Origin of the sequence: Bacillus sp. JH7, assembly GCF_001563515.1 — a bacterium.
Classification (GTDB): Bacteria; Bacillota; Bacilli; order Bacillales; family Bacillaceae_G; genus Bacillus_A; species Bacillus_A cereus.
Window position 1 is genome coordinate 732,771 of the sequence record NZ_LPUS01000001.1, and the last position, 25,307, is coordinate 758,077.

Below are 25,307 nucleotides of genomic sequence, written 5' to 3' on the forward strand. Positions count from 1 at the left end.
CCTATGGACATAGAGGTCAAAAATGAGAAGAAGAAACCTCAGTTAAAGGACCACGAGCTAAAAGCGTTAATTCAAAAAAGTCAAGATGGAGATCAACAAGCGAGAGATACAATCGTTCAAAGTAATATGCGCCTCGTTTGGTCGGTTGTACAGCGGTTTCTTAATCGAGGATACGAACCAGACGACCTATTTCAAATTGGATGTATTGGGCTCTTGAAATCGGTAGATAAATTTGATTTATCTTTCGACGTGAAATTTTCAACATATGCAGTTCCAATGATTATTGGTGAAATACAACGTTTCTTACGTGATGATGGATCAGTGAAAGTTAGTAGGTCTTTAAAAGAAACAGGAAACAAAATTCGAAAGATGAGAGATGAGCTTTCGAAAGAATTCGGAAGGGCTCCAACGATTAATGAAGTGGCAGAGGCACTAGAACTAACGCCAGAGGAAGTTGTTCTAGCACAAGAAGCGAGCCGGGCCCCTTCGTCTATACATGAAACTGTATATGAAAACGATGGAGATCCAATCACTATTTTAGATCAAATTGCAGATCAATCTGAAGCGAAATGGTTCGATAAAATTGCTTTAAAAGAAGCGATTAGAGAACTAGATGAACGAGAGCGCTTAATTGTATACTTGCGTTACTATAAAGATCAAACACAGTCAGAAGTAGCAGAGCGCATAGGCATTTCGCAAGTACAAGTTTCAAGACTTGAAAAGAAAATATTAAAACAGATGAAAGATCGAATAGACGAATAATTGTCTATTCGATTTTTTTATGCCGTTAATAGGAGAGAGATGTTAATTTTCGCAAAAATTAACAGAATTTATTGATAATTTAGTCAATTTAAAATATAATCCAAGTATGAACTTGTCATAAAGGGGGAAGGAAACATGGAAACGAGGCAACAATGGGGAACGAGAGCTGGATTTATTTTTGCAGCGGTCGGATCTGCCGTTGGATTAGGAAACATATGGCGTTTTCCTTATACAGCGTATGAAAATGGAGGAGGAGCATTCTTTTTACCGTACTTATTTGCATTATTAACGACTGGTATTTCATTGTTAGCGTTTGAGTTTGCCCTTGGTCATCGTCATCGTGGTTCAGCACCACTTACATTTTTCCGTATTAGCCCGCGTGCCGAATTTATTGGATGGTGGCAAATGTGCGTAACATTTATCGTTTCAACATATTATGCAGTGATTATTGCTTGGTCTATATCGTATACATACTTTGCAATTACTGGAGCATGGGGAAAAGACACGCAATCATTTTTATTTAAAGAGTACTTACATGTTGCAGATAAGCCAGGGCAATTTGGAGGACTTGTACCGGAAGTATTAATTCCATTAGCTCTCGTTTGGATTATTGTGCTTGGCGTTGCATTTAAAGGAGTTAAAAAAGGAATAGAAGTTGTTAACCGTATATTTATTCCTTTATTAGTTGTTATGTTCCTTATTATCGTCGTTCGTGCAGTGACGATGGAAGGTGCTATGCAAGGACTAGATGCATTCTTTAAACCAGATTGGAGTCGTATTTTTGATGGGAAAGTATGGCTTGCTGCTTATGGTCAAATATTCTTTAGTTTATCTTTAGCATTTGGAATTATGATTACGTATTCTAGTTATTTACCGAAAAACTCGGATACAACAAATAATGCCTTTATTACTGGATTTGCAAACTCAGGATTTGAATTATTAGCAGGTATTGGGGTCTTTGCAGCTCTTGGATTTATGGCGAATAATATGGGAGTACCGGTTGATAAAGTAGCAAGTGCTGGCGTTGGGCTTGCGTTCGTAGTATTTCCGCAAATTATTAATGAATTGCCGATGTCACCGTTGTTTGGTGTATTATTTTTCTTATCGTTAACGGTTGCTGGAATCACATCACTTATTTCACTCGCGGAAGTATGTTTTGCCGCTGTATCTGAAAAATTCAGTTTAAGTCGGGAAAAAACCATTGGAATTATGGGAACCCTTCTCGTGTTAGTTTCTCTTGTATTTGCAACACGTGGTGGGCTTATGTTCTTAGATGTTGTCGACTATTTCGCTAATAATTTCGGATTAATTACAATTGCACTTGCGGAAGTAGTGACGATAGGGCTCATTTTACGTCGTTTACCAGTTTATCAAAATCATGCAAACTTTGTATCTGATATTAAATTAGGAACGTTTTGGAGAGTAAGTTTACTCGTTATTACTCCGCTTATGTTAGGGTATATGCTAATTGATGGTACAATCCAAAACATTAAAAAGAATTATGGAGATTATCCGACTGAGTTTGTTGTAACGTATGGTTGGTCGATAGCAGCAGCCTTCCTTATCGTTGCGCTAATTATTAGTCTAAAGAAATGGAATGCACAAATACATTCGGATTCTGCCAAGCTTGAAAAAGAATGGAAAGATCGAGGTGTTTCATAATGAGTGGATCAGCAATTATGATGATGGTTATTGGAATAGTAGTCATTTGGGGAGGGCTTGCATTAAGTATTGCAAACTTATTTAAGAAAAAGGCATAAGTAAAAAACATCTGTACCGAAATGGTGCAGATGTTTTTTTTATGAAAAAATTGTATTAGAAAAAAATTCAATAACCATACTACAACTACGAGGAAGAGTGAAGGGGTGAATGAAAGTTGGAACAAACGATTTATATTAAAATGCGCAATCGTTTAAAAGTTTCTCCTACTTATGAAGTAAAGCTGGGCGATGTTGCTCAACTTGCCGGAGATTCTTCCGTAGTTGAGTTGTTACAAAATGAGATAGTTTACAAAATAACAGCGCATGATAAGACGCATGTTGTAATTGATGTTATGAAAGTAATTGAGATTATTCAACAGAAAGCATCTCATCTACAAATTAATTTACTCGGTTCTGGACAAACTCTTGTTGAAATTATATACGAAAAAAAGAAGGCGCACCCAATTTTTTTCGGGCTTGTATGGCTGTTACTTTTCATTGGAGCGGCCCTTGCGATCATTTATTTCCATGAAGATGTAAGTATGCAACAAGTACATCAACGGTTATATTACATGATTACTGGAGAATTTAATGCGCAACCACTTTTATTTCAAATTCCTTATTCTTTAGGTCTTGGTTTAGGGATGGTTTTATTCTTTAATCATGTATTTCAAAAGCGAATTAATGAAGAGCCAAGTCCGCTAGAAGTTGAGATGTTTCAATACCAACAGTCACTTGATCAGTATGTAATCGTTAATGAAAACAAGGATAATATGAAACAACTTACCGATGATTGAGTCTGGATTTGTTATTTTAATTGGTTTAGCTGGAGGGATTGCGGTAGGTAGCGGATATGTCGCATTTTTAGCTGTACTTGGTATAATCCCCCGTTTAGCCCAATTAACGAGAAGTGGAAAGCATATTCAATATTTTGAGTGGGCAGTCATTGCAGGTACTTTAACAGGGGCTTGGTGCAGTTTGAAAAACATTACATTTCAAACGTCGCAATATTGGCTCGTTATATTAGGGATATTTTGTGGCACGTTCATTGGAATGCTTGCTGCGGCATTAACAGAGGTGTTAAATGTTCTACCTATTTTAGCGAAACGAGTAGGGGTAGAGGGGAAGATTATTGTTTTACTCGTTGCTCTTGTACTTGGGAAAGTAATAGGATCGTTGTTTCACTGGATTTATTTCGTAAAGTAGGAGGCAGTATATAAATGACAAGTCAGAAATTGAAGGATGATTACATAAATAAAGTGAAGGAGTATCATCCAAAGCCAAACTATTTACTAAATTGTATCAAAGCATTTCTTGTAGGTGGACTCATTTGCACAGTTGGGGAAGTATTGATGAAATTTTATATACATTATTTTCACTTCAGTGAACAAGAGGCAGGAAACCCAACTGTTGCAACCCTTGTTTTATTATCCGCGATTTTAACAGGGTGTGGTGTATATGATAAAATCGGTCAATTTGCTGGAGCAGGATCAGCGGTACCGGTAACAGGATTTGCAAATTCTATGGCGAGCGCTGCCTTAGAACATAAGAGCGAAGGGGTTGTTCTAGGGATTGCTACAAATATGTTTAAACTGGCAGGAAGTGTGATTGTATTTGGGGTTGTTGGTGCATATATCATTGGGTTAATAAGGTATACCTTTAAAATTTTTATGTCTTAAAGGAGGGGCTAGTATGAGGTTGACCGGAAAACAAACGTGGGTATTTCAAAATGATATATATGTGAATGCAACGGGTACTGCTGTCGGTCCGAAAGAAGCTGAGGGCCCTCTTGGGAAAAAATTTGATATTTCATATGATGACTTGCATTGTGGAGAAGAAAATTGGGAGCTCGCCGAACGAAGATTAATGTCAGACTCAATTCAACAAGCAGTGCAAAAAGGGAATATAAAAACATCGCAAATTGATTTCTTTTTAGCGGGAGATTTATTAAATCAAACAGTGACAGCAAATTATGTTGCGCGTAAGTGGGGCATTCCTTTTTTAGGAATGTTTAGCGCTTGTGCAACGTCTATGGAGACTTTAGCAGTTGGCTCAGCTTTTATAGACGGTGGATTTGCAAATCGTGTCTTAGCTACAGTAAGCAGTCATAATGCAACGGCTGAAAGACAATTTCGCTATCCAACAGAGTACGGTGGGCAAAAACCAGGGACAGCAAATTCAACTGTGACTGGTGCAGGATCTATATTAATTAGCAATGAAAAAAGTGCAATTAAAATTACGTCAGCTACAATCGGAAAAGTGCAAGATTTAGGAATTACAAATCCTTTGGATATGGGGGCAGCGATGGCTCCAGCAGCAGCTCATACAATTCAACAACATTTTGAAGATTTAAGAAGAAGTGCCGATGATTATGATTTGATTGTTACGGGTGATTTATCAGCTGTTGGGACGCCGATTGCGAAACAACTTTTACTTGAGGAAGGTTATGATCTTGGGCATATATACAATGATTGTGGATTGATGATTTATGAATCAAGTCAAGAAGAAGTGTTTGCAGGTGGTAGTGGTTGCGCTTGTTCAGCAGTTGTTACGTATGGCCATTTATTACACGAGATGCAAAAAGGGAATTTACAACGAATTTTTGTCGTTGCGACTGGTGCATTATTAAGCCCGATGATGATGCAACAGAAGGAAACGATTCCAACAATTGCACATGGTGTCGTATTTGAGAGAGTTAAAGGAGAGTGAATTGTGGATTTTATATATGCATTTCTTGTAGGTGGAGCTATTTGTTTAATTGGGCAACTATTGTTAGATTTCGTAAAGTTAACACCAGCTCATTTAATGGCAACTTTTGTAGTCATCGGAGCAATTTTAGATGGATTTGGATTGTACGATAAACTAATAAAATTTGCAGGTGCTGGAGCGACAGTCCCTATCACAAGTTTTGGACATTCACTATTGCACGGAGCAATGCATGCAGCAGAAAAACATGGATATTTAGGAATTGGTATTGGCATGTTTAGTTTAACGTCTGCGGGCATTTCCGCAGCGATATTGTTTTCATTTTTTATAGCACTTATATGTAAACCGAAAGGATAAATCAAATGAGACGAAGGGTTGTTTTGGTCACAGATGGAGATGAATATGCAAAGCGGACAATTGAGCTTTTAACGAAGGAATTTGGGGGAAGGTGTATTTCAGCATCACAAAGTAATCCAACCAAATTGACAGGGAAAAAAGTTGTTGAGCTTATTATGCAAACGCCATATGACCCTGTATTTGTCATGTTTGATGACAGTGGATTTATTGGAGAAGGATCTGGTGAAAAGGCATTAAAATATGTGGCTACCCATAAACAAATTGATGTGCTCGGTATTTTAGCAGTAGCGTCTAATACGCATCATTGGGAATGGGCACGTGTAGATGTAAGTGTAGATCGGAACGGGAATTTAACCGAATACGGTGTTGATAAATTTGGACTTCCAGATGGTGAAATTGGCAGGATTAGCGGAGATACAATATATTGTTTAGACGATTTAAATGTTCCTGTCATTGTTGGAGTCGGTGACATTGGTAAGATGTGTGGAAATGATGAATGGGAGAGGGGATCACCTATTACGAAGAAAGCAATTCAATTAATTTTGGAAAGGAGTGGTTTTTATGACGAAGCCTAAAAAAGTGGATATCCCTATATCAACTTTCATAAGTGACAATGAAAATTATTTAAAGCAGACAGTTGGACTAGGCGTTACATACGATGTCGGCATTCGTAAATTTCAAATTTTGAATAAAGAAATTGGTGTGTTATTTGTAAACGGACTTTGTGATACAAATTATATTATCCCTATTTTAGAAGAAGCGGTGGATACAAATGAGATAAGGGATGTAGAAGAAGATACAGTGAAGCTTTTAGAGAATCGCTTAATCCATCAACAAGTAAGTAAAGTGAAAACGATGGATGAGGTAATGCTCCAAGTATTATCAGGACTGATCGTGATATTTGTGGAAGGTGAAACGGAAGCGTTCGCGATCGATGTTCGTAGTTATCCAGGGCGAACACCGACAGAACCGGATACCGAAAAGGTAGTACGAGGTGCGAGGGATGGATTTGTTGAAAATATCGTTGTAAATACAGCGTTAATTCGTAGGAGAATTCGAGATCCACGTCTTCGAAATGAAATGGTTCGAGTAGGAGATAGATCGCAAACGGATATTTGTATTACATACGTTCAAGATGTTGCAAATCCAGATTTAGTAAAGATTATAAAACAAGAATTAAATAACATCGATGTAGATGGAATTACGATGGCGGATAAAACAGTAGAAGAATTTGTTGTAAAGCAAAGCTATAACCCATTCCCACTTATTCGATATACAGAAAGGCCAGATGTAGCAGCAAATCATCTACTAGAAGGACATGTGTTAGTACTTGTTGACACATCGCCAAGTGCTATGATTACACCGACAACATATTTTCATCATTTACAGCACGCGGAAGAGTTTAGACAAAATCCAGCTGTCGGTACATTTTTACGCTGGGTGCGCTTTTTAGGTGTTATATTCTCGTTATTTTTATTACCATTTTGGTTAGTGTTTGTATTTGATCCAACTCTTTTGCCAGCAAATCTTGCTTTTATTGGACCGACTAAGATGACGCATTTACCAATTTTATTACAGGTGTTAATGGCAGAGGTCGGACTTGAGTTTTTAAGGATGGCAGCCATTCATACTCCAACGCCGTTATCGTCTGCAGCAGGGTTAATTTCCGCTATATTAATTGGTCAAATTGCAATTGATGTAGGTTTGTTTGTGCCAGAAGTAATTTTGTATGTAGCAGTTTCGATGGTTGGTGCATATGCAACACCGAGTTATGAACTAGGATTAGGGAATAAGGTTGGGAAATTGTTTGTTATTATTTTAACAGGTCTCTTCCATGAGATGGGATTTGTAATTGGTATGACGATATTAATTTTATTTTTAACGTCTATAAAAAGTTTACAAACACCTTATTTATGGCCGTTTTTACCATTTGATTGGGGCGCGTTAACAAAAATTTTACTCCGTCCAACGATGTCTAGTTTAAAAGTACGACCAAGTATTGTAAGACCTCAAAATGTAAAAAGACAAAAATAAACGGGATTATACACCCGTTTATTTTTTTTAGCAAAAATTTATTATTTTTTAACAAAAATCAAACATTTTTTGTGTACACTTAGAGTAGATATTGTGTATGAAAGGGGAAGAGGACATGATTAAATTATTTGTAAGTGATTTAGATGACACGCTCGTTTACGATGTGAATCATATGCAAAAAGAAGATGAACGTGCGCTGTGTTGGTTAGCTGAGAAAGGGACAAATATTTGTTTTGCCTCTGGCCGCTTTACACACAGAATTGATGAAGTTGTAAAAAGGTTTGCATTCCCATATTACACAACTGGCTTAAATGGAGCGACAATGTTACTTCCAGATGGAAATTTATTTCATGAATCGAGTTTTGAAAATGTGGTTGCCCAGGAAATATATCGATATATACATAAAAAAGGACTAGCGGATATTGTTTGTGCAAATGAGCAGCGATATACAAAAAGGAAGAATGAACATCACCATAATTTTGAAGCATATATGGGCGTGCATATCGCTGAAATTGAAGCGTTAGAAGAAGAGTTTGGTAAGACTGTACACCCTGCAAAATTGTTTGTTTTTGGAGAAGAAGAGAAAATTGTGACGTTAGATCAAGAGCTACGAGATACGTTTCAAGGCGAAGCGGAAGTTTTTATATCAGGTAAACGCTATGTTGATATTATGCCAAGAGGCGTGAGTAAGGGGAGTGCTCTAAAGCGACTAATGGATCATTTGCAAATTGAAGCAAATGAAGTTGCTTGTATTGGAGATTCTTTCAATGATATTTCTATGTTTGAAGTAACCCCGCATTCATTTACTCTTCATCATGCCCATCCATATGTAAAGGAGAAAGCAAATCATATAGTGCGTTCGGTTGAAGAGGCTGTTATGAAATTACCGTTACTTGTATAAAAAAGAAGCCCGTCATTGGCGGGCTTCTTTTTTACTTGAATAAAGATTTAACAAAATCAATGATACTTGAGAAGAAATCTTTCACTTTATCTAGAAAGCTTTGCCCTTCTTCAGATCCTAAAAAGGCAGAAACATGTTCTTTTGCTTTGTTTAATTGACTACCAACTTGATTCCAATCGATATTAAGATTCTTCATTTTATCAAATAACGATACTAAGTTATCTAACTGTTCATCTGTTAATGTAATGCCGAGTTGGTCAGCAATTTTTTTAATTAATGAACGTAAATCTTCTGTTGTTTTTGGCTGTTCTTTTGCAATTTCTTCTTTAATTTTTGCAACAAGTTGAACTGCTTTTTCTTCACCAATTTTATCACCAAGCTGGGCTGTTTGTACCATTTCTTCATTCGCTACTTTTTTAACTTCTTCAGGAATTTGTTTATTGGACGCAGTTTCGTATGCTTTCATTAATCCAGTTAAAGCTGCAGTTCCTGAAACTTTAAAAGGTGCAGTAATTTGAATTTCTGCATCTTTTACACCTGCTGTAATCAAAGCGTTAGTGTACATTGCATCTGTTACCCAGTTAATGTTCTTTGATCGTACAATAAGACCAGATCCTGGTTTTGTGTATGTAATCATAGAAGAAGAAATTGCTCTCGTACCAATTTGTGCTTTTGGAACAATGCCTTCTAGAAATTTATGTTCTTCCGCATTAGATACAGTGATAATTGTAGCATCTTTTGGTGCTTTCATTTCTTTTAACAGATCTTGTTTTTGTTGTTCGGATAAGTTCTCTCCTAATGTAACAATTGATTCTCCCTCGATGATGTCTGCAAATGAAGCTGTTGGCATCATAAATACCGTTACAGCTAATAGCAGAGCTAATAATTTCGTTTTCACGAAAAATCGCTCCCTTTCTCTTTCTAAAATTTTCGGGCAACAAAGTTATTATAGTATATATTTCTTATTTGTCACCTAGCTTTTTCCACATTTCAAAAAAGAAGTATCTAGATTGTCGGATTCTTTTTGTTTCTAGTCATGAATGTGGTAATATAGTGCTGAGATAATTGAAAGGAGACATATACGCATGAAAACTTTAGGATACATATTAATGGAAAACGGTGAAAAAATCGACTTGGAATTTTTCCCAGAAGAAGCACCGAAAACAGTAGAAAACTTTAAAAAATTAGCAGAGCAAGGATTTTATGACGGTGTTACATTCCACCGTGTTATTCCTGGCTTCGTAAGCCAAGGTGGAGACCCAACAGGTACAGGTGCAGGTGGCCCAGGTTACTCTATTCCATGTGAAACTGATGGAAACCCTCATAGACACCTTGTAGGATCACTTTCTATGGCTCACGCTGGCCGTAACACAGGCGGTAGCCAATTCTTTATCGTTCATGAGCCACAACCGCATTTAGATGGTGTTCATACTGTATTTGGTAAAGCAACAAGCGGTATTGAAACAGTATTAAAAATGCGTCAAGGCGATGTAATGAAAGAAGTTAAAGTTTGGGAAGAATAAGGTAAGGAAAAAGAGAGCTTTTGCTCTCTTTTTTATTTTTAATGAGATTGAGTACTTCTTCTACAGCTCATCATACAAGTAGTATTGTTGCTAAAATATATTGCTTGTGAGAACAAACCTTTAACCAATTACATACAATACATTACATTATATGTTTCAATAAATATTTTTTGTTATATTAATTTTGCTAGAATTGTGCTGCTTTAGGGTAACTATAAATGAAGTGCTGTTGAATGATATGTTTCTTTCCATTCCATATAAAATTTTCTTTTTTTAACTCTATTTATTAAAGGAATAGTGCTGAAACATAGATTTGACTTTCTTCTTTTCGCTTTGTATGATTATCAAGTTGTTTTAGACTCTTCTCACTCTGTTGAAAATATTGTAAAATGAATGTGATATGAAAAGAGTGATTGAGGGGATTACTAGTTTGTAACTTTTGTAAGAAGGGATAAGGGTTATGTTAATTCGTTTTAAAAAAAGTTATGAAAAAATTGCAATGGGGCTTCTTTCGTTTATGCCAACTGAAAAAGATGTGAAAACATTACAATTGACAATGAAAGAATATGAAGCAAAAGATGATTGGCAATTGTATTTGTGGAAAGAAAATGAAGATTTTGTTGGAATAATGGGGATTGTAAAAAAAGAGAATCAAGTATTAGAAATTCAGCATTTGAGTGTGAACCCGTCTCACCGTCATGTGGGGATTGGGACGAAGATGGTTCAAGAGTTAAAGAGTAAATTTCTTGAGTTTACAATTTGCGGAAATGAGCAAACGGCAAGTTTTTGCGAAAAATGTAAAGGGCTAGAACAAAATATACATTCGTGAAAGCAGAGATAAGTAGTTTATTATCTCTGCTTTCTTTTTTGTAATTGTTCGTTTCGTTCAGTAATGACCTCTGTGCGATCACGCATAGTGTGCTTGTTTATAATATATTCACCTGGGATAGCATTCAAGTCTTTCCAAGAGAGGTTTTGTTTTTGACATAACTTTATGCACTGCTTCTCTAACGATGGATCTGATAAGGGTAAAAATAAAGGTACAAAACGTTCTTTTTTATGGATAGATTGCAATCTTTCATTGAGCAAGGAAAGAAGTTGTACTTGATTAATTCCTAAACGTTGTAAAGGCACACCGCTTTTTTCTAAAATTGTGATTGCGCTTTTCATCATTTTTGTGGAACCATTCCAATTAGCACGTCTTTGGTGGTATAAAGAAACTGCGATTTGAATGAGACCAACTAAGTAATGATCACGATTACCTCTTGGTTTTGTTTTCCAATACTCTTCTAGTATTTCGTGGCATTCAAAATAGTCATAATCTCCATGGAAATGAATTAAAAATTGTATGTATTCGGTAGGATACATGTTTTCTCGCTCCTATCTAACGGTTATACATATAAGTGTATCATAGAAATATGAACAATAAACGACTAGGAGGTTTCCCCCTAGCCGTTATTGTTCATATTAGCAGAAGCAAGCTGCTCCTACAATAATTAGTAAAATAAACAGTACAACAAGTAATGCGAACCCACCGCTAAAACCACAATCAACGTGACCCATAGTTTTTTGACCTCCTACATTGTTCTTACTACACTGTTATCATATGAAGTGGTGGGCATGATGACATAGGCATCGGTCTATTTTTAATTAAATTTCTTAAAAAGGTTGGATAGAACATGAGTATGCTCTATACTTATGTTGTTATAGAAAAAATGTGGTGGGATGCTTTGTGCAATATAATTTTAAAGTAGAGGCTTTTGAAGGGCCGTTAGATCTATTGTTACATTTAATACATCGTTATGAAATTGATATATATAATATTCCTGTAGCAGATATTACAGAGCAATATTTATCTTATGTGCATACGATGAAAGAACTTCAATTAGATGTTGCAAGTGAGTATTTAGTAATGGCTGCAACGTTATTACAAATTAAAAGTAAGATGTTGTTGCCGAAACATGAAGAAGATGTACTTGATAACGGTGATGATTTTATAGATGATCCTCGTCAAGAATTGATGGAGAGGTTAATTGAATATAAGAAATATAAGCAAGTTGCTACTGAGTTAAAAGAAAGAGAACAAGAAAGAGCACAGCTATATACACGTCCACCAATTGACTTTACATCGTTGCAACAAGAAGAGGAGACAAGCTTACCTCTTGATGTTACGTTATATGATATGCTAGCAGCATTTCAAAAATTAATGCGCCGTAAAAAGGCAAAAAAACCTGTAACAACACGTATTACTCGTCAAGAAATACCAATTGAACAGCGAATGACTGATATTTTAAAGCAGTTAAAAATAAAGGGTGGTCGCCAAAGTTTTTATGATTTGTTTGTTGATGATGAACGTGAAATAATGGTTGTAACATTTTTAGCAGTTCTGGAACTTATGAAAAATCAACAAATCATAATTGAGCAAGAACATAATTTTGATGAAATTTTCGTATCAAGCTCTAATAAATCTGCATAGAGCAAGTATGTGAAAATGGGATAGAAACATTTTATCTCATGCTATGTTTTAATGTATCGTTTGGAACAAGAGAAAAAATATTGAACCGAACGCATTAATTGTGATTCGGTTTTTTGATGTGTATTTTTATGGGAAAATAGAAGGAAGGAGCTCGTGAAATGGATAGGAAAGAACAAAAGTCAATTATTGAAGGCCTTTTATTTGTTTCTGGTGATGAAGGGATTTATCCAGAACAAATAGCAAAAGTTCTTGAAATTGAAATGAATGAAGTAATTAATATTTTAGAAGAAATGCAACAAGAATGTGAAGGTGCAAACCGTGGTTTGCAAATTGTACAGTATGCAAAAGTATATCGTTTTGCTACAAAGAAAGAACATGCTTCATATTATCAAAAATTAATAGATACACCAACAGCTGCTTCACTCTCACAAGCTGCCCTCGAAACTTTAGCGATTGTTGCATATCGCCAACCAATCACAAGGACTGAAATGGAAGAGATTAGAGGAGTTAAAACCGATAAGGCGTTACAAACGTTGGTTTCACATTTACTTATAAAAGAAATGGGAAGAGCAGAAGGACCAGGGCGTCCTATTTTATACGGAACAACAAAAGAATTTTTGGACACATTTGGATTGAAAACATTAGATGATTTACCACTGCTTTCTGAAGAGAATGAACAAATGAATGAAGCAGATTTATTCTTCGGTTCCTTACAAGAGATATCGAAATAAAAGCTTAGCATTTTGCTAAGCTTTTTTTGTATATCAATTATTTACAGTGCCATACTAAATGAAAAAAGGAGACGAGTTATGAGAGGTATGCGGATTATTTTATTATTAGTTTCTGTTTTATTATGTTTTTCTTTAAATAGCGCATCAGCTAAAAGGTATATGATGTCCATTCATACTACGTCTCCTTTACATATGCATCGGCAACATCTTAGTAAAATGAAAGTGAGCTTTTTAAAAGTGGGGCAAGGTGACGCAACACTTATTATAATGCCAAATGGACAAACAATGTTAATTGATGGAGGACCTTATGAAGCAGGAGAGGTTATTATTCAGAAATTAATTGAGAAAGGGATTAATCATTTAGATGTAATTGTCAGTACGCATCCCGATATGGATCACATAGGGGGGTTAATTCCAATTGTAGAGCAAATGCCGGTATCGCTTATATTAGATAGCGGAAAAACATATAGTTCTCTTACTTATCATACGTATCGGAATAATATTAAAAAAAGAGGGATACCTTTCGTTTCAGTAAAGGAAGGACAATATATACCGCTGGATCCACATGTTTCTATACAAGTATTAAACAACGGGAAATCAAAAGATGAAAATAATGAATCCTCAATTGTTTTAAAGGTGCGATATGGAAAAGCGGATTTTTTATTAATGGGTGACGCGGATGTACGGACAGAACATGAAATATTAAAACAATTTGATGTCCATGCAGATGTGTTAAAAGTGGGGCATCACGGCTCATATACTTCAACAAGTGAAACGTTTATAAAAAAAGTGGAACCGCAGTTTGCTATTTTGTCGTACGGGAGTAGTAATCCGTATGGACATCCTCACCAAAGTGTAGTGAAACGCTTAAAAAGGCACGGTATAATGGTATATAGAACGAATAAACGTACAGTAGAAATGGAAACAGATGGTGAACATATTATGTTAGAATCTAGCGGGTTAATGCCATTATTGAAGTGATTTCTAGATTAGGGGGCGATACTGTCCCTTTTTGGAAAAATGAATAATATATATTATAATTATAAGAGACGTAAGAAATTTCCTTTTCTGTTGAATAAAAAGGAAATTTCATTAGAATGTATAGACAACTACTCGTGCGTATATTAAGATGGAACTAGGCGAATAAGGTAATAATAACAAGTAGGTAATTCATGGGAAAGGATCGATGAAAATGAAAACGCAAATTGTCATCAATGCCAAAATTTACACAGGTCAAGAAATAGTGGAAAACGGATTTATTCGTTACGCAGAAACCATTAAAGAAATTGGTTTGATGGCTCAATATGTACCACAAGAAAATGAAACTGTTTTTGATGCTACAGGGAAGATTGTAATTCCAGGTATGATCGATGTTCATATTCATGGTGGATACGATATTGATGCGATGGATGCAAATAGCGATGGGTTAGTAACTCTAGGTAAAGAAATGTTAAAAGAAGGGGTTACAACTTACTTCCCAACAACAATGACACAAGCTCCAGAGGCAATTGAAGCAGCGTTAACTGCTGCAAAAGAAGCAAAAGAAAAAGGAGCGCATTTCGAATATATTCACTTAGAAGGACCTTATGTTTCAAAGAAACGTGCAGGTGCACAACCACTTGAACATATCGTTCCTGCAAATATTGAGCAATTTAAACAATGGCAAGAAGCAAGTGGGAATTTAATTAAATTAGTAACATATGCACCAGAAGAAGAGGGAGCGTTAGAGTTTGAACAATATCTTGCTGAAACTGGTGTAGTTGGCACAATGGGGCATACAGATGCAATTGATGCGCAACTAAAAAATAGAAAGATTACACATGCGACACATTTATACAATCAAATGCGTGGATTACATCACCGTGAACCAGGAGTTGTTGGTCATGTGTTATTAAATCCAGATGTAATGGTTGAAGTAATTACAGATGGCATTCATATTCACCCTGATATGGTGAAATTAGCATATAAGTTAAAAGGACCAAAAAAAGTAAGTGTTATCACTGACGCAATGCGTGCAAAGGGTCTTGAAGATGGATTATATGAGCTTGGCGGACAGCCAGTACATGTAAAAGATGGTAGTGCTCGATTAGAAGATGGAACATTAGCTGGTAGTATTTTAAAAATGGATCAAGCTTTCCGAAATGTAATTGAATTTACAGGTTGTTCAATCGAAGATGCAGTACTGATGACATCAGTTAACCAAGCAGAAGAGTTTGGATTAAATAATAAAGGTGCATTAGCGGTAGGAAAAGATGCAGACTTTGTTGTGATGAATGAAGATTTACATGTATATGATACGGTTCGTTTAGGAATTCATATGAAGGAAGGGAAGTAATTAAATGAATATTCTTGTTGTAAAAACTCCAGAAGAACTAGCAGAAGCAGGTTATAAATTAATTGAAGAAGTTGTAAAAACAAAAGAAAATCCAACGTTAGGAATGGCTACAGGAAGCTCTCCATTAGGTATTTATGCAGAAATGCGAAAAAATAAACTTGATACAAGCCGTGTAACCACTGTAAACTTAGATGAGTACGTAAATTTACCACATGAAGATAAAAACAGCTATCACTATTTCATGCAAGAACAGTTGTTTGATCATCTTCCATTTAAACAAACTTATGTACCAAACGGGATGGCAAGTGATTTAGAGGAAGAATGCAAACGTTACGAGAGCATTCTAGCTGCTAACCCAGTTGACCTACAGATTCTTGGAATCGGTGAAAACGGTCACATCGGATTTAATGAGCCAGGAACACCGTTTAATTCTCCAACAAACATTGTTGAATTAACAGAATCTACACGCCAAGCAAACCTTCGCTTCTTCGAAAAAGAAGAAGATGTGCCAACTCATGCGATTACAATGGGAATTGGAAGCATTATGAAAGCGAAACAAGTTCTACTAGTTGCTATGGGTTCTAAAAAGGCAGAAGCTGTTAAAGAATTATTGCAAGGTGAATATAGTGAAGAGTGTCCGGCTACAGTTTTACAACGTCATCCGAATGTAACCGTAATCGCTGATCAAGAAGCTCTATCTTTATGCAGTGAGGCGATTGCTGATGAACATCGACAAGTATTCACCATTTCCGATCTATTATCAGATTCAAGAGTGGGTGAAACAGCTAATTGAGGACGGCGAATGGAAGCCGGGAGATAAAATCCCATCTGAGAATGAACTTTGTGATAAGTTCGAAGTGAGTCGAATGACAATCAGACAGGCGATTAATAATTTAGTGGAACAAGGCTATTTATATCGGAAGCGTGGAATTGGAACATTTGTCCAACTTCCGAAAGTGGAACAAAAATTGCAAGGAATGACGGGATTCACAGAAGACATGATTTCTCGTGGGATGAACCCAAGTAGTCAATTACTTAGTTTCCGCCTAGTTCCAGCTACTGCGAAAATAGCAGACCGGTTGAGAATACAGGAGGGGGAATCGGTTTATGAAGTGAGGCGTATTCGCTTAGCTGATGATGAACCGATTGCTTTTGAGACGACATATTTGTCGCCAGCTCTTGTAAAAGATATTAACGAAGAGATATTGCAACAATCTTTATATGAACATTTAGAGAAAAAACTGGGCTTTAAACTTGTTAGCGCTACTCAGTCAATTGAAGCTTCCGTTGCGACGGAAAATGAAGCTGAACATCTGCATATTCCTAAAAAGGCGCCTGTACTTGTAATGCGTCAATGGTCATATTCAGAAGGTGAGATACCGCTAGAGTATGTGAAATGTATTTATCGTGGAGATCGTTATAAATTTATTACGAATATCGCACGTAACAAATAGTATATTTCAGTTTGTGAAGTACAGTGGAATTGAAAATGGTTAACATGTAAAGAAATAAAAATACGACTCATCCTTATAAGGAATGAGTCGTATTTTTATTATGAGCAATTACGTGGTTAACAGCATCTTTGACGTGATTTACTACATAGTGAGCGTGATTTTTTACTGCATCATCTGCTTGTGACATAGCAAAACTGTGAGGAGTTAAAGAAAACATAGGAATATCATTGTAAGAATCCCCTATACAAGCAATTTCCTCAGGTTTTATTTGAAACTCATTTAATAAAACAGAAATGGCAGAGCCTTTACTAACATTCGGTGGCATTACATCTAAACATTGTTCTGCTGAGATGAAAGTACTAACTTTCCCGTGGAATTTTTCATCAATTTTTTTCTGAAGGAGTTGCAAGCTCTCCTTTGTTCCACCGACAGAAATTTTATTTGGGAAAATTGTATCATCAATCTTCTGTAGTAAGTTTGGTTCTTCAACAGAAGTCATAGTTACTTGTTGTTCAAGTTCTTGAATAAAAGGTGTTTTCTCTTCAATGTAATAATTATGCTCATCACTTACATAACGGAAATAAGGATCTTCATTCGTCATAGCTAACAAATCGGGAAGTATGCTGGAATCAAAAGTTGCAGATAATAGTTGTTTATTTTCATGTGTATATACAAAAACACCATTTACACTAATGCGATGAAAATTTGTATTTACAGCTTTCATTAAGTCTGCAATTTCATTATCAAGTCTTCCGGAAGCGAAGCAAAGAATAACATTTTGTTCGGCAAGGCTGCGTAGTGCCGCAACATCTTGTTCATCAATAAGACCTCCGTGTTGCATCATTGTACCATCGATATCACTTACAAACATTTTAATCATGCTGTTATCTCCTTTCTATGTACAGTTGCTCTTACATTATACGCATCATATATAAACATGTCTAAAAAATGAATTTTTATTAAATGGCAGATGTTTTACATTGACGACAAAGAAGAATATTCTGTAACATGAAAGTAGGCTATTTAAGTACGAGGGTGGTGTTATATGAATAATTATCTAGAAATTAAAAAAGTTTTAAATAATAATGTCATCATTGCTAGCCATCCTGAACACGAGGAAGTAGTAGTGATTGGAAAAGGAATTGGATTTGGGAAAAAAGCGAAAGATGTATTGGAGCAAGAACAAATCGAAAAAATGTTTGTCTTAAAAAATGAACGTGATCGTGAACAATATAAATTATTAGTGCCGCATATTAGTGAAAAATTAATTGAATTGATGAACGATATTATGCTGTACATTCAAGAAAAAGCGAAATCTCCACTAAATGAACATATTCATATTGCGTTAACGGATCATATTTCATTTGCGATTAAAAGGTTAAAACAAGGACTTACAATTGATAACCCTTTTTTAGTTGAAACAAAAATGCTCTATCCAGAGGAATATGCAATTGCGGAAGGTGTTGTACAACTTTTAAATTCTCGTTTGCAAATTACATTGCCAGAAGGAGAAATTGGTTTTATTGCACTTCACATTTACAGTTCGCTTACAAATTCTGATTTATCTTCAGTTAATCAAAACTCCCGTCTCATTGCACAACTTGTATCTTTAATTGAGACAAACTTACAAATTACATTAGACCAAGAGAGCATTCATTATTTACGCCTTATTCGTCATCTTCAATATGCTATTGAGAGGGTGAAAAAAGGAGAAAAAGTAGAAGAATCGCAAAGTTTTGCTGATTTATTAAAGGCGGAGTATCCAGTTTGCTATAACTTGGCTTGGAAGCTAGTTAAGGTCATGCAAAAAGAGTTGCAACTACCTGTATATGAAGCTGAAAGTATTTATTTAACGATGCACTTGCAACGCTTAGTGAAGGCAGAGCATGTGTAAAAAGTCATATATTTTTGTCTAAAATGAAAACGTTAAAAAAAATGATTGAATCGCTTACAATAGTTATGTATAATAACTATTGCAAAGTTATACAAATTTCGACAAACACATTAAGGTGAGTAACGAAAACGTTTGCCTTAATTATAGTGAACTTATACGTAAACCTATTTTTGACACGTGTTACTGATTCGATCAGGCATGAGTGGAGAAAAGTAAGGAATGTAAGCTAGAGAAAGGGATATACTACCCTTTGTATAGCTATCGTTCTATCTTTTTTTCCTCATGTCTTTTTGGCGTTTGTCGGAAGGTATCAATATAGATAAGAGAGGAAGGGTTTCCATGTTTAAGAAGATCTTTGGTGTTCTTCAAAAAGTCGGAAAAGCGTTAATGCTTCCAGTAGCGATTTTACCGGCGGCAGGTATTTTACTTGGATTTGGTAATGCATTTCAAAATCCACAGTTAACAAATGTTATTCCTGCTTTAAAAGCAGATTGGTTCGTAATGGTTGCAAAAATTATGGAACAATCTGGTGATATTATTTTCGCTAACCTTGCATTATTATTCGCAGTTGGGGTAGCAATTGGTTTAGCTGGTGGAGACGGAGTAGCTGGTTTAGCAGCATTCGTCGGCTACTTAATTATGAACAAAACGATGAGTGTGTTCTTAGAAGTAGATAAGCTAGTGAAAGTAACAAGTTCTGGAGCAGACCCAGTAAAAATTGGATTTGCAGATCCAGCGTATGCAAACGTATTAGGTATTCCAACGCTACAAACAGGAGTATTTGGTGGTATTATCGTCGGTATAGTAGCGGCATATTGCTATAATAAATACTTCAACATTGAATTACCATCATACTTAGGTTTCTTTGCAGGTAAGCGCTTCGTACCGATCGCAACTGCAACATTCTCTTTAATAGTAGGTATTATCATGTGCTTCATTTGGCCATACATTCAAGGTGGCTTAAACACGTTCTCACATCAAATGATTGATGCAAATAGAACAATCGCAGCATTTATATTCGGTTTAATTGAACGTTCATTAATTCCATTTGGATTACATCACATTTTCTATTCACCGTTCTGGTTCGAATTCGGTCAGTATACAAATGCAGCTGGCGAATTAATCCGTGGTGACCAAAAAATCTTTATGGCACAGTTAAAAGACGGTGTAGAATTAACAGCAGGTACATTTACAACTGGTAAGTATCCGTTCATGATGTTTGGTCTTCCAGCAGCAGCTTTAGCAATGTACCATGAAGCACGTCCAGAAAATAAAAAATTAGCAGCAGGTATTTTAGGTTCTGCAGCATTAACATCTTTCTTAACAGGTATTACAGAGCCACTTGAATTTTCATTCTTATTCGTAGCGCCAGTATTATTCGGAATTCACGCTGTATTTGCTGGTCTATCATTTATGACAATGCAAATTTTAGGTGTTAAAATTGGTATGACATTCTCTGGTGGTTTAATTGACTTCCTATTATTCGGTGTATTACCAGGCCGCACAGCATGGTGGTGGGTAATTATTGTTGGTCTTGTACTAGCAGTTATTTACTACTTCGGATTCCGCTTTGCAATTCGCAAATGGAATCTAAAAACACCTGGTCGTGAAGTGGCAAATGCAAATGACGGCGCAGGAAAAGCAGAAGCAGGCGAACTTCCTCGTGAAGTATTAGTAGCACTTGGTGGTAAAGAAAACATTGCTTCTTTAGATGCTTGTATTACTCGTTTACGTGTTCAAGTTAACGAACAAAAGAATGTAAACAAAGACCGCTTAAAAGAACTTGGAGCAGCTGGTGTACTTGAAGTTGGAAATAACATTCAAGCTATTTTCGGGCCGAAATCTGACACATTAAAATCACAAATTCATGATATTATGTCAGGGCGTACACCTCATGTTGAAAAAGAAGAACCTGTAAAAGTGGAAGAAACTCCTCAAAAAGTTGATGAAAATGAAACAATTGTATCACCAATCGAAGGAAAAATCTTACCAATTACAGAAGTACCTGACCAAGTATTCTCAGGAAAAATGATGGGAGACGGATTTGCAATTGAACCAACTGAAGGAACAGTAGTTTCTCCAGTGAACGGTGAGATTGTCAATGTATTCCCTACAAAACATGCGATTGGCATTCAATCTGAAGGCGGAAAAGAAATTTTAATCCACTTCGGTATTGATACTGTAAAATTAAATGGTGAAGGTTTTGAAGCGCTTGTAGCACAAGGCGACAAGGTGAAACAAGGCCAACCACTATTAAAAGTAGATCTTGCATTTGTAAAAGAAAATGCACCATCTATCATTACACCAATTGTCTTTACAAACTTACAACAAGGGCAACAAGTCGAATTGAAAAAAGATGGAAATGTTAAGAAGGGCGAAACCGCTATTATTGACATTCAGTAGGAATTTGACGCAAAATGTTTATAATTATAATAGGCGATGTGGTTGACCGAACATCGCCTATTATATACAATAGATGGTGTAGTACTCACGTCTATACAACTAAAAAATACTGTAATTTAAAGGAGATAAATTATCATGGAAAAAATCTTTAAAGTAACTAGCGACTCAGGAATTCATGCTCGTCCAGCAACTCTACTTGTAAACACTGCAAGCAAATTCGGTTCTGACATTAACTTAGAGTATAACGGAAAGAACGTTAACTTAAAATCAATCATGGGCGTTATGTCTTTAGGCATTCAACAAAACGCAGAAATTAAAATCACTGCAAATGGTGATGATGCAGCTCAAGCACTAGCAGCTATCGAAGAAACTATGAAAAATGAAGGATTAGGAGAATAATGACTCTTAACATTCAAGGGATCGCTGCATCAAGTGGGATTGCTATTGCAAAGGCTTTCAGACTTGAAAATCCTGAATTTAACATCGAAAAGAAATCAATTACAAACGAAGCTGCAGAAATTGCACGCTTAGACGCTGCGCTTGAGAAAGCAAAAACTGAATTAGAAGCTATTAAGGACCACGCATTTGCTGAACTAGGTGCTGACAAAGCTGCGATCTTTGAAGCACATTTATTAGTGTTAAATGATCCAGAACTAGTAAACCCAGTAAAAGATAAAGTAAATAGCGAAAAAGTAAATGCTGAATTTGCAATGGATGAAGTTGCATCAATGTTTATTTCTATGTTTGAAAACATGGATAACGAATATATGAAAGAACGTGCTGCGGACATTCGTGACGTAACAAAACGCGTTCTTGCACATTTACTAGGAATTAACTTCTCAAATCCTGGTACAATTTCTGAAGAGGTAATCATCATTGCTGAAGATTTAACACCATCTGATACAGCTCAGTTAAACCGTAAGTATGCAAAAGGTTTCACTACTGATATCGGTGGACGTACATCTCACTCTGCAATTATGGCTCGTTCTATGGAAATTCCAGCTGTTGTTGGTACGAAAGTTGTTATGGAGAAAATCCAAAACGGCGATATCGTTATCATTGACGGTTTAGATGGAGAAGTAATTGTAAATCCATCAGAAGAAACTCTTCGTTCGTTTGAAGAAAAGAAAGCGAAATTTGAAGAGCAAAAAGCTGAATGGGCTAAATTAAAAGACCAAGCTACTGTAACAAGTGACGGACATCACGTTGAGCTTGTTGCAAATATCGGAACACCAAATGATGTACAAGGTATTATCGATAATGGCGGAGAAGGCGTTGGCTTATACCGTACAGAATTCTTATACATGGGCCGTGATAATCTTCCAACAGAAGAAGAGCAGTTCGAAGCGTATAAAGCAGTTCTTGAAGGTGTAAAAGAAGGTCAACCAGTCGTTGTTCGTACACTTGACATCGGTGGAGATAAAGAGCTTCCATACTTACATTTACCAAAAGAAATGAACCCATTCTTAGGATACCGTGCAATTCGCTTATGTCTTGATGAGCAAGATGTGTTCCGTACACAACTTCGTGCATTACTTCGTGCTAGCGTATACGGTAACTTAAAAATTATGTTCCCAATGATTGCAACTCTTGATGAGTTCCGTCAAGCGAAAGCGATTTTATTAGAAGAGAAAGCGAAACTTGTAGAAGCGGGTACAACTGTTTCTGATTCTATTGAAGTTGGTATGATGGTTGAAATCCCAGCTTCAGCAGTATTAGCAGATCAATTCGCGAAAGAAGTTGACTTCTTCTCTATCGGAACAAATGATTTAATCCAATACACAATGGCTGCAGACCGTATGAACGAACAAGTATCTTACTTATACCAACCATATAACCCATCTATTTTACGTCTTGTAAAAATGGTTATCGATGCTGCTCATAAAGAAGGCAAATGGGCTGGTATGTGTGGTGAGATGGCGGGCGATTCACTTGCTATCCCATTATTATTAGGATTAGGTTTAGATGAGTTCAGTATGAGTGCAACATCTATTCTTCCTGCAAGAACACAGCTAAGCAAGTTGTCAAAAGCAGAAATGGAAACATTAGCAGAAAAAGCATTAATGATGTCAACTGCTGAAGAAGTTGTTGAACTAGTTAAAAGCATATAAACAATAAAAAAACCTGAGCCGATTTGAAATCGGTCTCAGGTTTTTTCTATGAGAAAAGTAAATCTTATTTGCTTACTATTGAGGATAAGAGACAGAATTAGATAGCGATTGCAACGATATCAGTTGGGCATACACGTAAAATACCAGTAAAAGTATTTCGATTTTGATTGTTCTTATCGTCTTTATTGTTATCTTTGTCGTCTTTGTTATTACGAGCTAAAGCAGAGAAAAGAGCAACACCGTTAGCGAAACCTTCAAAAATTACATTATTGAAAGTGCCATTACCTCTAATGCTTAAAAGAGAAAGCTCTGTTCCAACTGAAATGCTAGCAAGTACGTTACATACAGCTGGTTGTTGTGGTCTAACTACTTCTCTCTCTTTCTCGCGATGTTCGCGATGGTCACACTCTCTTTCACGATGATGACAGTCTCTAAAGTTATCACAGCATCCAAATGATCCAAACATAATCCTCATCACCCCCTTCACACTTATAATCTATGTAAGTTCGGTAGTTAGTGACTGGACAGAGAGTGGAATTTTTTCTAGGGGATTTTCTCATTTTAAATGACTAGCTGGGTGTTTAGTATGGAATGATGTTTAAAATAGGAGGAATATAACAAAAAAATGTAAAAACCACCGAAATAAATGAAATGGGTAGCCTTTACACTTTTTTACTTTTATATAAAACGATGATATATACAGGAAGAGCTAGGAGTAGTGGCACAATGGATCGTGCAGTATGTTTTTCTGATTCTAATTGGAATGCTTCTTCTTTTGGAAATTGTAAAATGGAGATGTTTGCGGCATCACCAATAAAATATAGAAGCAGTACAGTTACTATGTAACATAAAAGTGCGATAAAGCTTCCGTATGAACTCAATGAAAATCCCTCTCTTGTTATCTATTTGTTATCATTGTATCACAATTGTAACAAAAATACACGGGTATATTTCAACACCTTAACAAAATTCGACACGAAACGTCACGTTTATTTATGAGGAGGGAATAGAATATACTTTTCCATAAGTATAAATGTCGAATGATTTGTAGTAATATTACAAAAGTATGACAGGAAATAAAAAAACGAAGGCAACGTAGTTACCTTCGTTTTTTATTATTTTGCCCACTCACTCACTTGCTCTACGCTCATGCGAGGTGCAGGGTGGCCTTTTAAAGTTGATTCACCAATTGTAATAAGCATAATTGGAACGTAACGAGATGAAACGTTAAATTCGTCTGTCAGTGCTTGTGGATTGAAGCCACCAATAGCACAAGTATCCCAACCAGTTGCTTTAGCTGCAAGCATAAGTTGCATTGCTGCTAAAGATGCATTTGAAAAGGCAGCATCTCTTGGGAATTGTTCACGAGCATATGCAGATTCAATATTTTTAGCTAAGCGTTCTTTTGCTTCTTCTTTCATAAATCCTTGTTCTACAATTGGACCATATACCGGCTCAACATTTTTATAAGCTTCTAAATCGCCTAAAATAGCGACTACTGCAGAAGCATCAAGAATTTGTTGTTGGTTATAAGCTATTGGGTGTAATCGTTTTTGTACATCTTCACCTTGAAAAACAAGGAATTTCCAGTGTTGTAAGTTCCAAGCGGAAGGTGCTTGTGCTGCGGCTTTTAAAATCTCATGTAATTCTGTAGATGAGATTTCTTTATTTGGGTTGAATGCACGTGTAGATGTGCGTTCATATAGAACATCAAAAAAGTTGTCGTTTGTCATTGTATATCCTCCAAATTGTATATCGAATTATCTTCAAAAAAATAATATACACTACTTACATTTTGTAAGTTATCGAATTTAAGAATATAATATCTTTATTTTAATTGTCAAGTTTTAAAAATTAGCTAGGGCATTCATACAAACGATACAATTCCTACAATCATACACTAAAAAAGGAATTTATAGA

Annotated in this window: 30 protein-coding genes; 23 read left to right on the forward strand and 7 right to left on the reverse strand. The window is 36.0% G+C overall.

The window, feature by feature from the left end:
- The first annotated feature begins 3 nt into the window (after window positions 1–3).
- From sigF to AU379_RS04020, 11 genes are all read left to right on the forward strand, one after another.
- The gene (gene sigF / locus AU379_RS03970; RefSeq protein WP_000350728.1) at window positions 4–762 is read left to right on the forward strand and encodes an RNA polymerase sporulation sigma factor SigF; all 759 of its coding nucleotides are present in this window, start codon (window positions 4–6) and stop codon (window positions 760–762) included.
- Between the two features lie 135 nt (window positions 763–897).
- Window positions 898–2,424, forward strand: a complete 1,527-nt coding sequence (locus tag AU379_RS03975; RefSeq protein ID WP_000450089.1) for a sodium-dependent transporter — start codon at window positions 898–900, stop codon at window positions 2,422–2,424.
- Window positions 2,424–2,522, forward strand: a complete 99-nt coding sequence (locus tag AU379_RS03980) for a methionine/alanine import family NSS transporter small subunit (protein ID WP_000016826.1) — start codon at window positions 2,424–2,426, stop codon at window positions 2,520–2,522. The genes AU379_RS03975 and AU379_RS03980 overlap by 1 nt, the downstream gene beginning before the upstream one ends.
- Window positions 2,523–2,638: 116 nt before the next feature.
- Window positions 2,639–3,259 (forward strand): stage V sporulation protein AA, encoded by a 621-nt coding sequence (locus AU379_RS03985; protein WP_000438365.1) that lies wholly within the window; start codon window positions 2,639–2,641, stop codon window positions 3,257–3,259.
- A complete protein-coding gene (spoVAB, locus tag AU379_RS03990; protein ID WP_000572936.1) occupies window positions 3,252–3,668 on the forward strand; it encodes a stage V sporulation protein SpoVAB in 417 nt (138 codons plus the stop codon). Before AU379_RS03985 ends, spoVAB begins: the two co-directional genes overlap by 8 nt.
- Before the next feature lie 14 nt (window positions 3,669–3,682).
- Entirely contained in the window at window positions 3,683–4,141 is a 459-nt protein-coding gene (gene spoVAC, locus AU379_RS03995; RefSeq protein ID WP_000203810.1) for a stage V sporulation protein AC, read from the forward strand.
- 13 nt (window positions 4,142–4,154) lie between these two features.
- Window positions 4,155–5,171, forward strand: coding sequence for a stage V sporulation protein AD (gene spoVAD, locus AU379_RS04000; RefSeq protein WP_001241163.1), 1,017 nt, complete (start codon window positions 4,155–4,157; stop codon window positions 5,169–5,171).
- Window positions 5,172–5,174: 3 nt separating this feature from the next.
- Window positions 5,175–5,525, forward strand: a complete 351-nt coding sequence (gene spoVAE, locus AU379_RS04005; protein ID WP_000345904.1) for a stage V sporulation protein AE — start codon at window positions 5,175–5,177, stop codon at window positions 5,523–5,525.
- Between the two features lie 5 nt (window positions 5,526–5,530).
- Window positions 5,531–6,100 carry a stage V sporulation protein AE gene (locus AU379_RS04010; RefSeq protein WP_001254415.1) on the forward strand — a complete coding sequence of 190 codons (570 nt, stop codon included), beginning with the start codon at window positions 5,531–5,533 and terminating at the stop codon, window positions 6,098–6,100.
- A complete protein-coding gene (gene spoVAF / locus AU379_RS04015) occupies window positions 6,087–7,559 on the forward strand; it encodes a spore germination protein SpoVAF (protein WP_000165596.1) in 1,473 nt (490 codons plus the stop codon). Before AU379_RS04010 ends, spoVAF begins: the two co-directional genes overlap by 14 nt.
- A 97-nt stretch (window positions 7,560–7,656) precedes the next feature.
- Entirely contained in the window at window positions 7,657–8,460 is an 804-nt protein-coding gene (locus tag AU379_RS04020) for a Cof-type HAD-IIB family hydrolase (protein ID WP_001987215.1), read from the forward strand.
- 31 nt (window positions 8,461–8,491) lie between these two features.
- Here AU379_RS04020 and AU379_RS04025 read toward each other — a convergent pair whose 3' ends face one another.
- Window positions 8,492–9,358, reverse strand: coding sequence for a DUF1002 domain-containing protein (locus AU379_RS04025; RefSeq protein ID WP_000850515.1), 867 nt, complete (start codon window positions 9,356–9,358; stop codon window positions 8,492–8,494).
- A 187-nt stretch (window positions 9,359–9,545) separates the two neighbouring features.
- Here AU379_RS04025 and AU379_RS04030 point away from each other — a divergent pair, with 187 nt between their 5' ends.
- Together AU379_RS04030 and ribT are read left to right on the forward strand one after the other, a co-directional pair.
- On the forward strand, window positions 9,546–9,983 hold the full coding sequence (locus AU379_RS04030) for a peptidylprolyl isomerase (protein ID WP_000853782.1): 438 nt from the start codon (window positions 9,546–9,548) through the stop codon (window positions 9,981–9,983).
- Between the two features lie 460 nt (window positions 9,984–10,443).
- A complete protein-coding gene (ribT, locus tag AU379_RS04035) occupies window positions 10,444–10,812 on the forward strand; it encodes a GNAT family N-acetyltransferase RibT (protein WP_000908401.1) in 369 nt (122 codons plus the stop codon).
- A gap of 20 nt (window positions 10,813–10,832) precedes the next feature.
- Here ribT and AU379_RS04040 read toward each other — a convergent pair whose 3' ends face one another.
- Window positions 10,833–11,351 (reverse strand): DUF309 domain-containing protein, encoded by a 519-nt coding sequence (locus AU379_RS04040; RefSeq protein ID WP_000283594.1) that lies wholly within the window; start codon window positions 11,349–11,351, stop codon window positions 10,833–10,835.
- A 99-nt stretch (window positions 11,352–11,450) separates the two neighbouring features.
- Window positions 11,451–11,546 carry a YjcZ family sporulation protein gene (locus tag AU379_RS28400; RefSeq protein WP_000510194.1) on the reverse strand — a complete coding sequence of 32 codons (96 nt, stop codon included), beginning with the start codon at window positions 11,544–11,546 and terminating at the stop codon, window positions 11,451–11,453.
- Window positions 11,547–11,715: 169 nt separating this feature from the next.
- Here AU379_RS28400 and scpA point away from each other — a divergent pair, with 169 nt between their 5' ends.
- The 6 genes from scpA to AU379_RS04070 all read left to right on the forward strand — a co-directional run bounded on the left by scpA (window position 11,716) and on the right by AU379_RS04070 (window position 16,979).
- Window positions 11,716–12,459 carry a segregation/condensation protein A gene (gene scpA, locus AU379_RS04045; RefSeq protein ID WP_001199753.1) on the forward strand — a complete coding sequence of 248 codons (744 nt, stop codon included), beginning with the start codon at window positions 11,716–11,718 and terminating at the stop codon, window positions 12,457–12,459.
- Window positions 12,460–12,617: 158 nt separating this feature from the next.
- Window positions 12,618–13,190, forward strand: coding sequence for a segregation/condensation protein ScpB (gene scpB / locus AU379_RS04050; protein WP_000375170.1), 573 nt, complete (start codon window positions 12,618–12,620; stop codon window positions 13,188–13,190).
- A 78-nt stretch (window positions 13,191–13,268) separates the two neighbouring features.
- Window positions 13,269–14,171: a ComEC/Rec2 family competence protein gene (locus tag AU379_RS04055; RefSeq protein WP_001214829.1), complete on the forward strand. Its 903-nt coding sequence runs from the start codon at window positions 13,269–13,271 to the stop codon at window positions 14,169–14,171.
- A 211-nt stretch (window positions 14,172–14,382) separates the two neighbouring features.
- Window positions 14,383–15,525, forward strand: a complete 1,143-nt coding sequence (nagA, locus tag AU379_RS04060) for an N-acetylglucosamine-6-phosphate deacetylase (RefSeq protein WP_001987227.1) — start codon at window positions 14,383–14,385, stop codon at window positions 15,523–15,525.
- A gap of 4 nt (window positions 15,526–15,529) precedes the next feature.
- Window positions 15,530–16,318 (forward strand): glucosamine-6-phosphate deaminase, encoded by a 789-nt coding sequence (gene nagB, locus AU379_RS04065; protein WP_001024210.1) that lies wholly within the window; start codon window positions 15,530–15,532, stop codon window positions 16,316–16,318.
- Window positions 16,248–16,979 (forward strand): GntR family transcriptional regulator, encoded by a 732-nt coding sequence (locus AU379_RS04070; protein WP_014894892.1) that lies wholly within the window; start codon window positions 16,248–16,250, stop codon window positions 16,977–16,979. The genes nagB and AU379_RS04070 overlap by 71 nt, the downstream gene beginning before the upstream one ends.
- 73 nt (window positions 16,980–17,052) lie before the next feature.
- On the opposite strand, the gene AU379_RS04075 is transcribed toward AU379_RS04070, so the two are convergent.
- Window positions 17,053–17,859 carry a Cof-type HAD-IIB family hydrolase gene (locus AU379_RS04075; protein WP_000594244.1) on the reverse strand — a complete coding sequence of 269 codons (807 nt, stop codon included), beginning with the start codon at window positions 17,857–17,859 and terminating at the stop codon, window positions 17,053–17,055.
- A gap of 165 nt (window positions 17,860–18,024) precedes the next feature.
- Between AU379_RS04075 and glcT the strand changes: the two genes are divergently transcribed.
- From glcT to ptsP, 4 genes are all read left to right on the forward strand, one after another.
- Complete coding sequence (glcT, locus tag AU379_RS04080; protein ID WP_001067317.1) at window positions 18,025–18,873, forward strand: ptsGHI operon transcription antiterminator GlcT; 849 nt, start codon at window positions 18,025–18,027, stop codon at window positions 18,871–18,873.
- A 339-nt stretch (window positions 18,874–19,212) separates the two neighbouring features.
- The gene (gene ptsG, locus AU379_RS04085; protein WP_000473174.1) at window positions 19,213–21,276 is read left to right on the forward strand and encodes a PTS glucose transporter subunit IIABC; all 2,064 of its coding nucleotides are present in this window, start codon (window positions 19,213–19,215) and stop codon (window positions 21,274–21,276) included.
- Between the two features lie 135 nt (window positions 21,277–21,411).
- Window positions 21,412–21,675 (forward strand): phosphocarrier protein HPr, encoded by a 264-nt coding sequence (ptsH, locus tag AU379_RS04090; RefSeq protein ID WP_000411080.1) that lies wholly within the window; start codon window positions 21,412–21,414, stop codon window positions 21,673–21,675.
- Entirely contained in the window at window positions 21,675–23,387 is a 1,713-nt protein-coding gene (gene ptsP / locus AU379_RS04095; protein ID WP_000174207.1) for a phosphoenolpyruvate--protein phosphotransferase, read from the forward strand. Before ptsH ends, ptsP begins: the two co-directional genes overlap by 1 nt.
- Window positions 23,388–23,484: 97 nt before the next feature.
- Here ptsP and AU379_RS04100 read toward each other — a convergent pair whose 3' ends face one another.
- The 3 genes from AU379_RS04100 to AU379_RS04110 form a co-directional block, all read right to left on the reverse strand.
- Window positions 23,485–23,853 (reverse strand): DUF3915 domain-containing protein, encoded by a 369-nt coding sequence (locus tag AU379_RS04100; RefSeq protein WP_000468038.1) that lies wholly within the window; start codon window positions 23,851–23,853, stop codon window positions 23,485–23,487.
- Between the two features lie 196 nt (window positions 23,854–24,049).
- Window positions 24,050–24,268, reverse strand: a complete 219-nt coding sequence (locus AU379_RS04105; RefSeq protein ID WP_000100485.1) for a hypothetical protein — start codon at window positions 24,266–24,268, stop codon at window positions 24,050–24,052.
- Between the two features lie 234 nt (window positions 24,269–24,502).
- Window positions 24,503–25,120, reverse strand: coding sequence for a nitroreductase family protein (locus AU379_RS04110; RefSeq protein WP_000180372.1), 618 nt, complete (start codon window positions 25,118–25,120; stop codon window positions 24,503–24,505).
- Between the last annotated feature and the right edge of the window lie 187 nt (window positions 25,121–25,307).

Coding starts and splice junctions, on each gene's coding strand:
- nagA (WP_001987227.1), top strand. CDS start 14,383: ATGAAAACGCAAATTGTCATCAATGCCAAAATTTACACAGGTCAAGAA.
- AU379_RS03975 (WP_000450089.1), top strand. CDS start 898: ATGGAAACGAGGCAACAATGGGGAACGAGAGCTGGATTTATTTTTGCA.
- AU379_RS04040 (WP_000283594.1), bottom strand. CDS start 11,351: ATGTATCCTACCGAATACATACAATTTTTAATTCATTTCCATGGAGAT.
- AU379_RS04020 (WP_001987215.1), top strand. CDS start 7,657: ATGAAAGGGGAAGAGGACATGATTAAATTATTTGTAAGTGATTTAGAT.
- AU379_RS04100 (WP_000468038.1), bottom strand. CDS start 23,853: ATGTTTGGATCATTTGGATGCTGTGATAACTTTAGAGACTGTCATCAT.
- AU379_RS04010 (WP_001254415.1), top strand. CDS start 5,531: ATGAGACGAAGGGTTGTTTTGGTCACAGATGGAGATGAATATGCAAAG.
- spoVAD (WP_001241163.1), top strand. CDS start 4,155: ATGAGGTTGACCGGAAAACAAACGTGGGTATTTCAAAATGATATATAT.
- ptsH (WP_000411080.1), top strand. CDS start 21,412: ATGGAAAAAATCTTTAAAGTAACTAGCGACTCAGGAATTCATGCTCGT.
- nagB (WP_001024210.1), top strand. CDS start 15,530: ATGAATATTCTTGTTGTAAAAACTCCAGAAGAACTAGCAGAAGCAGGT.
- AU379_RS04030 (WP_000853782.1), top strand. CDS start 9,546: ATGAAAACTTTAGGATACATATTAATGGAAAACGGTGAAAAAATCGAC.
- spoVAB (WP_000572936.1), top strand. CDS start 3,252: ATGATTGAGTCTGGATTTGTTATTTTAATTGGTTTAGCTGGAGGGATT.
- ptsP (WP_000174207.1), top strand. CDS start 21,675: ATGACTCTTAACATTCAAGGGATCGCTGCATCAAGTGGGATTGCTATT.
- AU379_RS03980 (WP_000016826.1), top strand. CDS start 2,424: ATGAGTGGATCAGCAATTATGATGATGGTTATTGGAATAGTAGTCATT.
- spoVAF (WP_000165596.1), top strand. CDS start 6,087: ATGACGAAGCCTAAAAAAGTGGATATCCCTATATCAACTTTCATAAGT.
- AU379_RS04055 (WP_001214829.1), top strand. CDS start 13,269: ATGAGAGGTATGCGGATTATTTTATTATTAGTTTCTGTTTTATTATGT.
- sigF (WP_000350728.1), top strand. CDS start 4: ATGGACATAGAGGTCAAAAATGAGAAGAAGAAACCTCAGTTAAAGGAC.
- AU379_RS04110 (WP_000180372.1), bottom strand. CDS start 25,120: ATGACAAACGACAACTTTTTTGATGTTCTATATGAACGCACATCTACA.
- scpB (WP_000375170.1), top strand. CDS start 12,618: ATGGATAGGAAAGAACAAAAGTCAATTATTGAAGGCCTTTTATTTGTT.
- spoVAC (WP_000203810.1), top strand. CDS start 3,683: ATGACAAGTCAGAAATTGAAGGATGATTACATAAATAAAGTGAAGGAG.
- ptsG (WP_000473174.1), top strand. CDS start 19,213: ATGTTTAAGAAGATCTTTGGTGTTCTTCAAAAAGTCGGAAAAGCGTTA.
- ribT (WP_000908401.1), top strand. CDS start 10,444: ATGTTAATTCGTTTTAAAAAAAGTTATGAAAAAATTGCAATGGGGCTT.
- AU379_RS28400 (WP_000510194.1), bottom strand. CDS start 11,546: ATGGGTCACGTTGATTGTGGTTTTAGCGGTGGGTTCGCATTACTTGTT.
- glcT (WP_001067317.1), top strand. CDS start 18,025: ATGAATAATTATCTAGAAATTAAAAAAGTTTTAAATAATAATGTCATC.
- AU379_RS04070 (WP_014894892.1), top strand. CDS start 16,248: ATGAACATCGACAAGTATTCACCATTTCCGATCTATTATCAGATTCAA.
- AU379_RS04075 (WP_000594244.1), bottom strand. CDS start 17,859: ATGATTAAAATGTTTGTAAGTGATATCGATGGTACAATGATGCAACAC.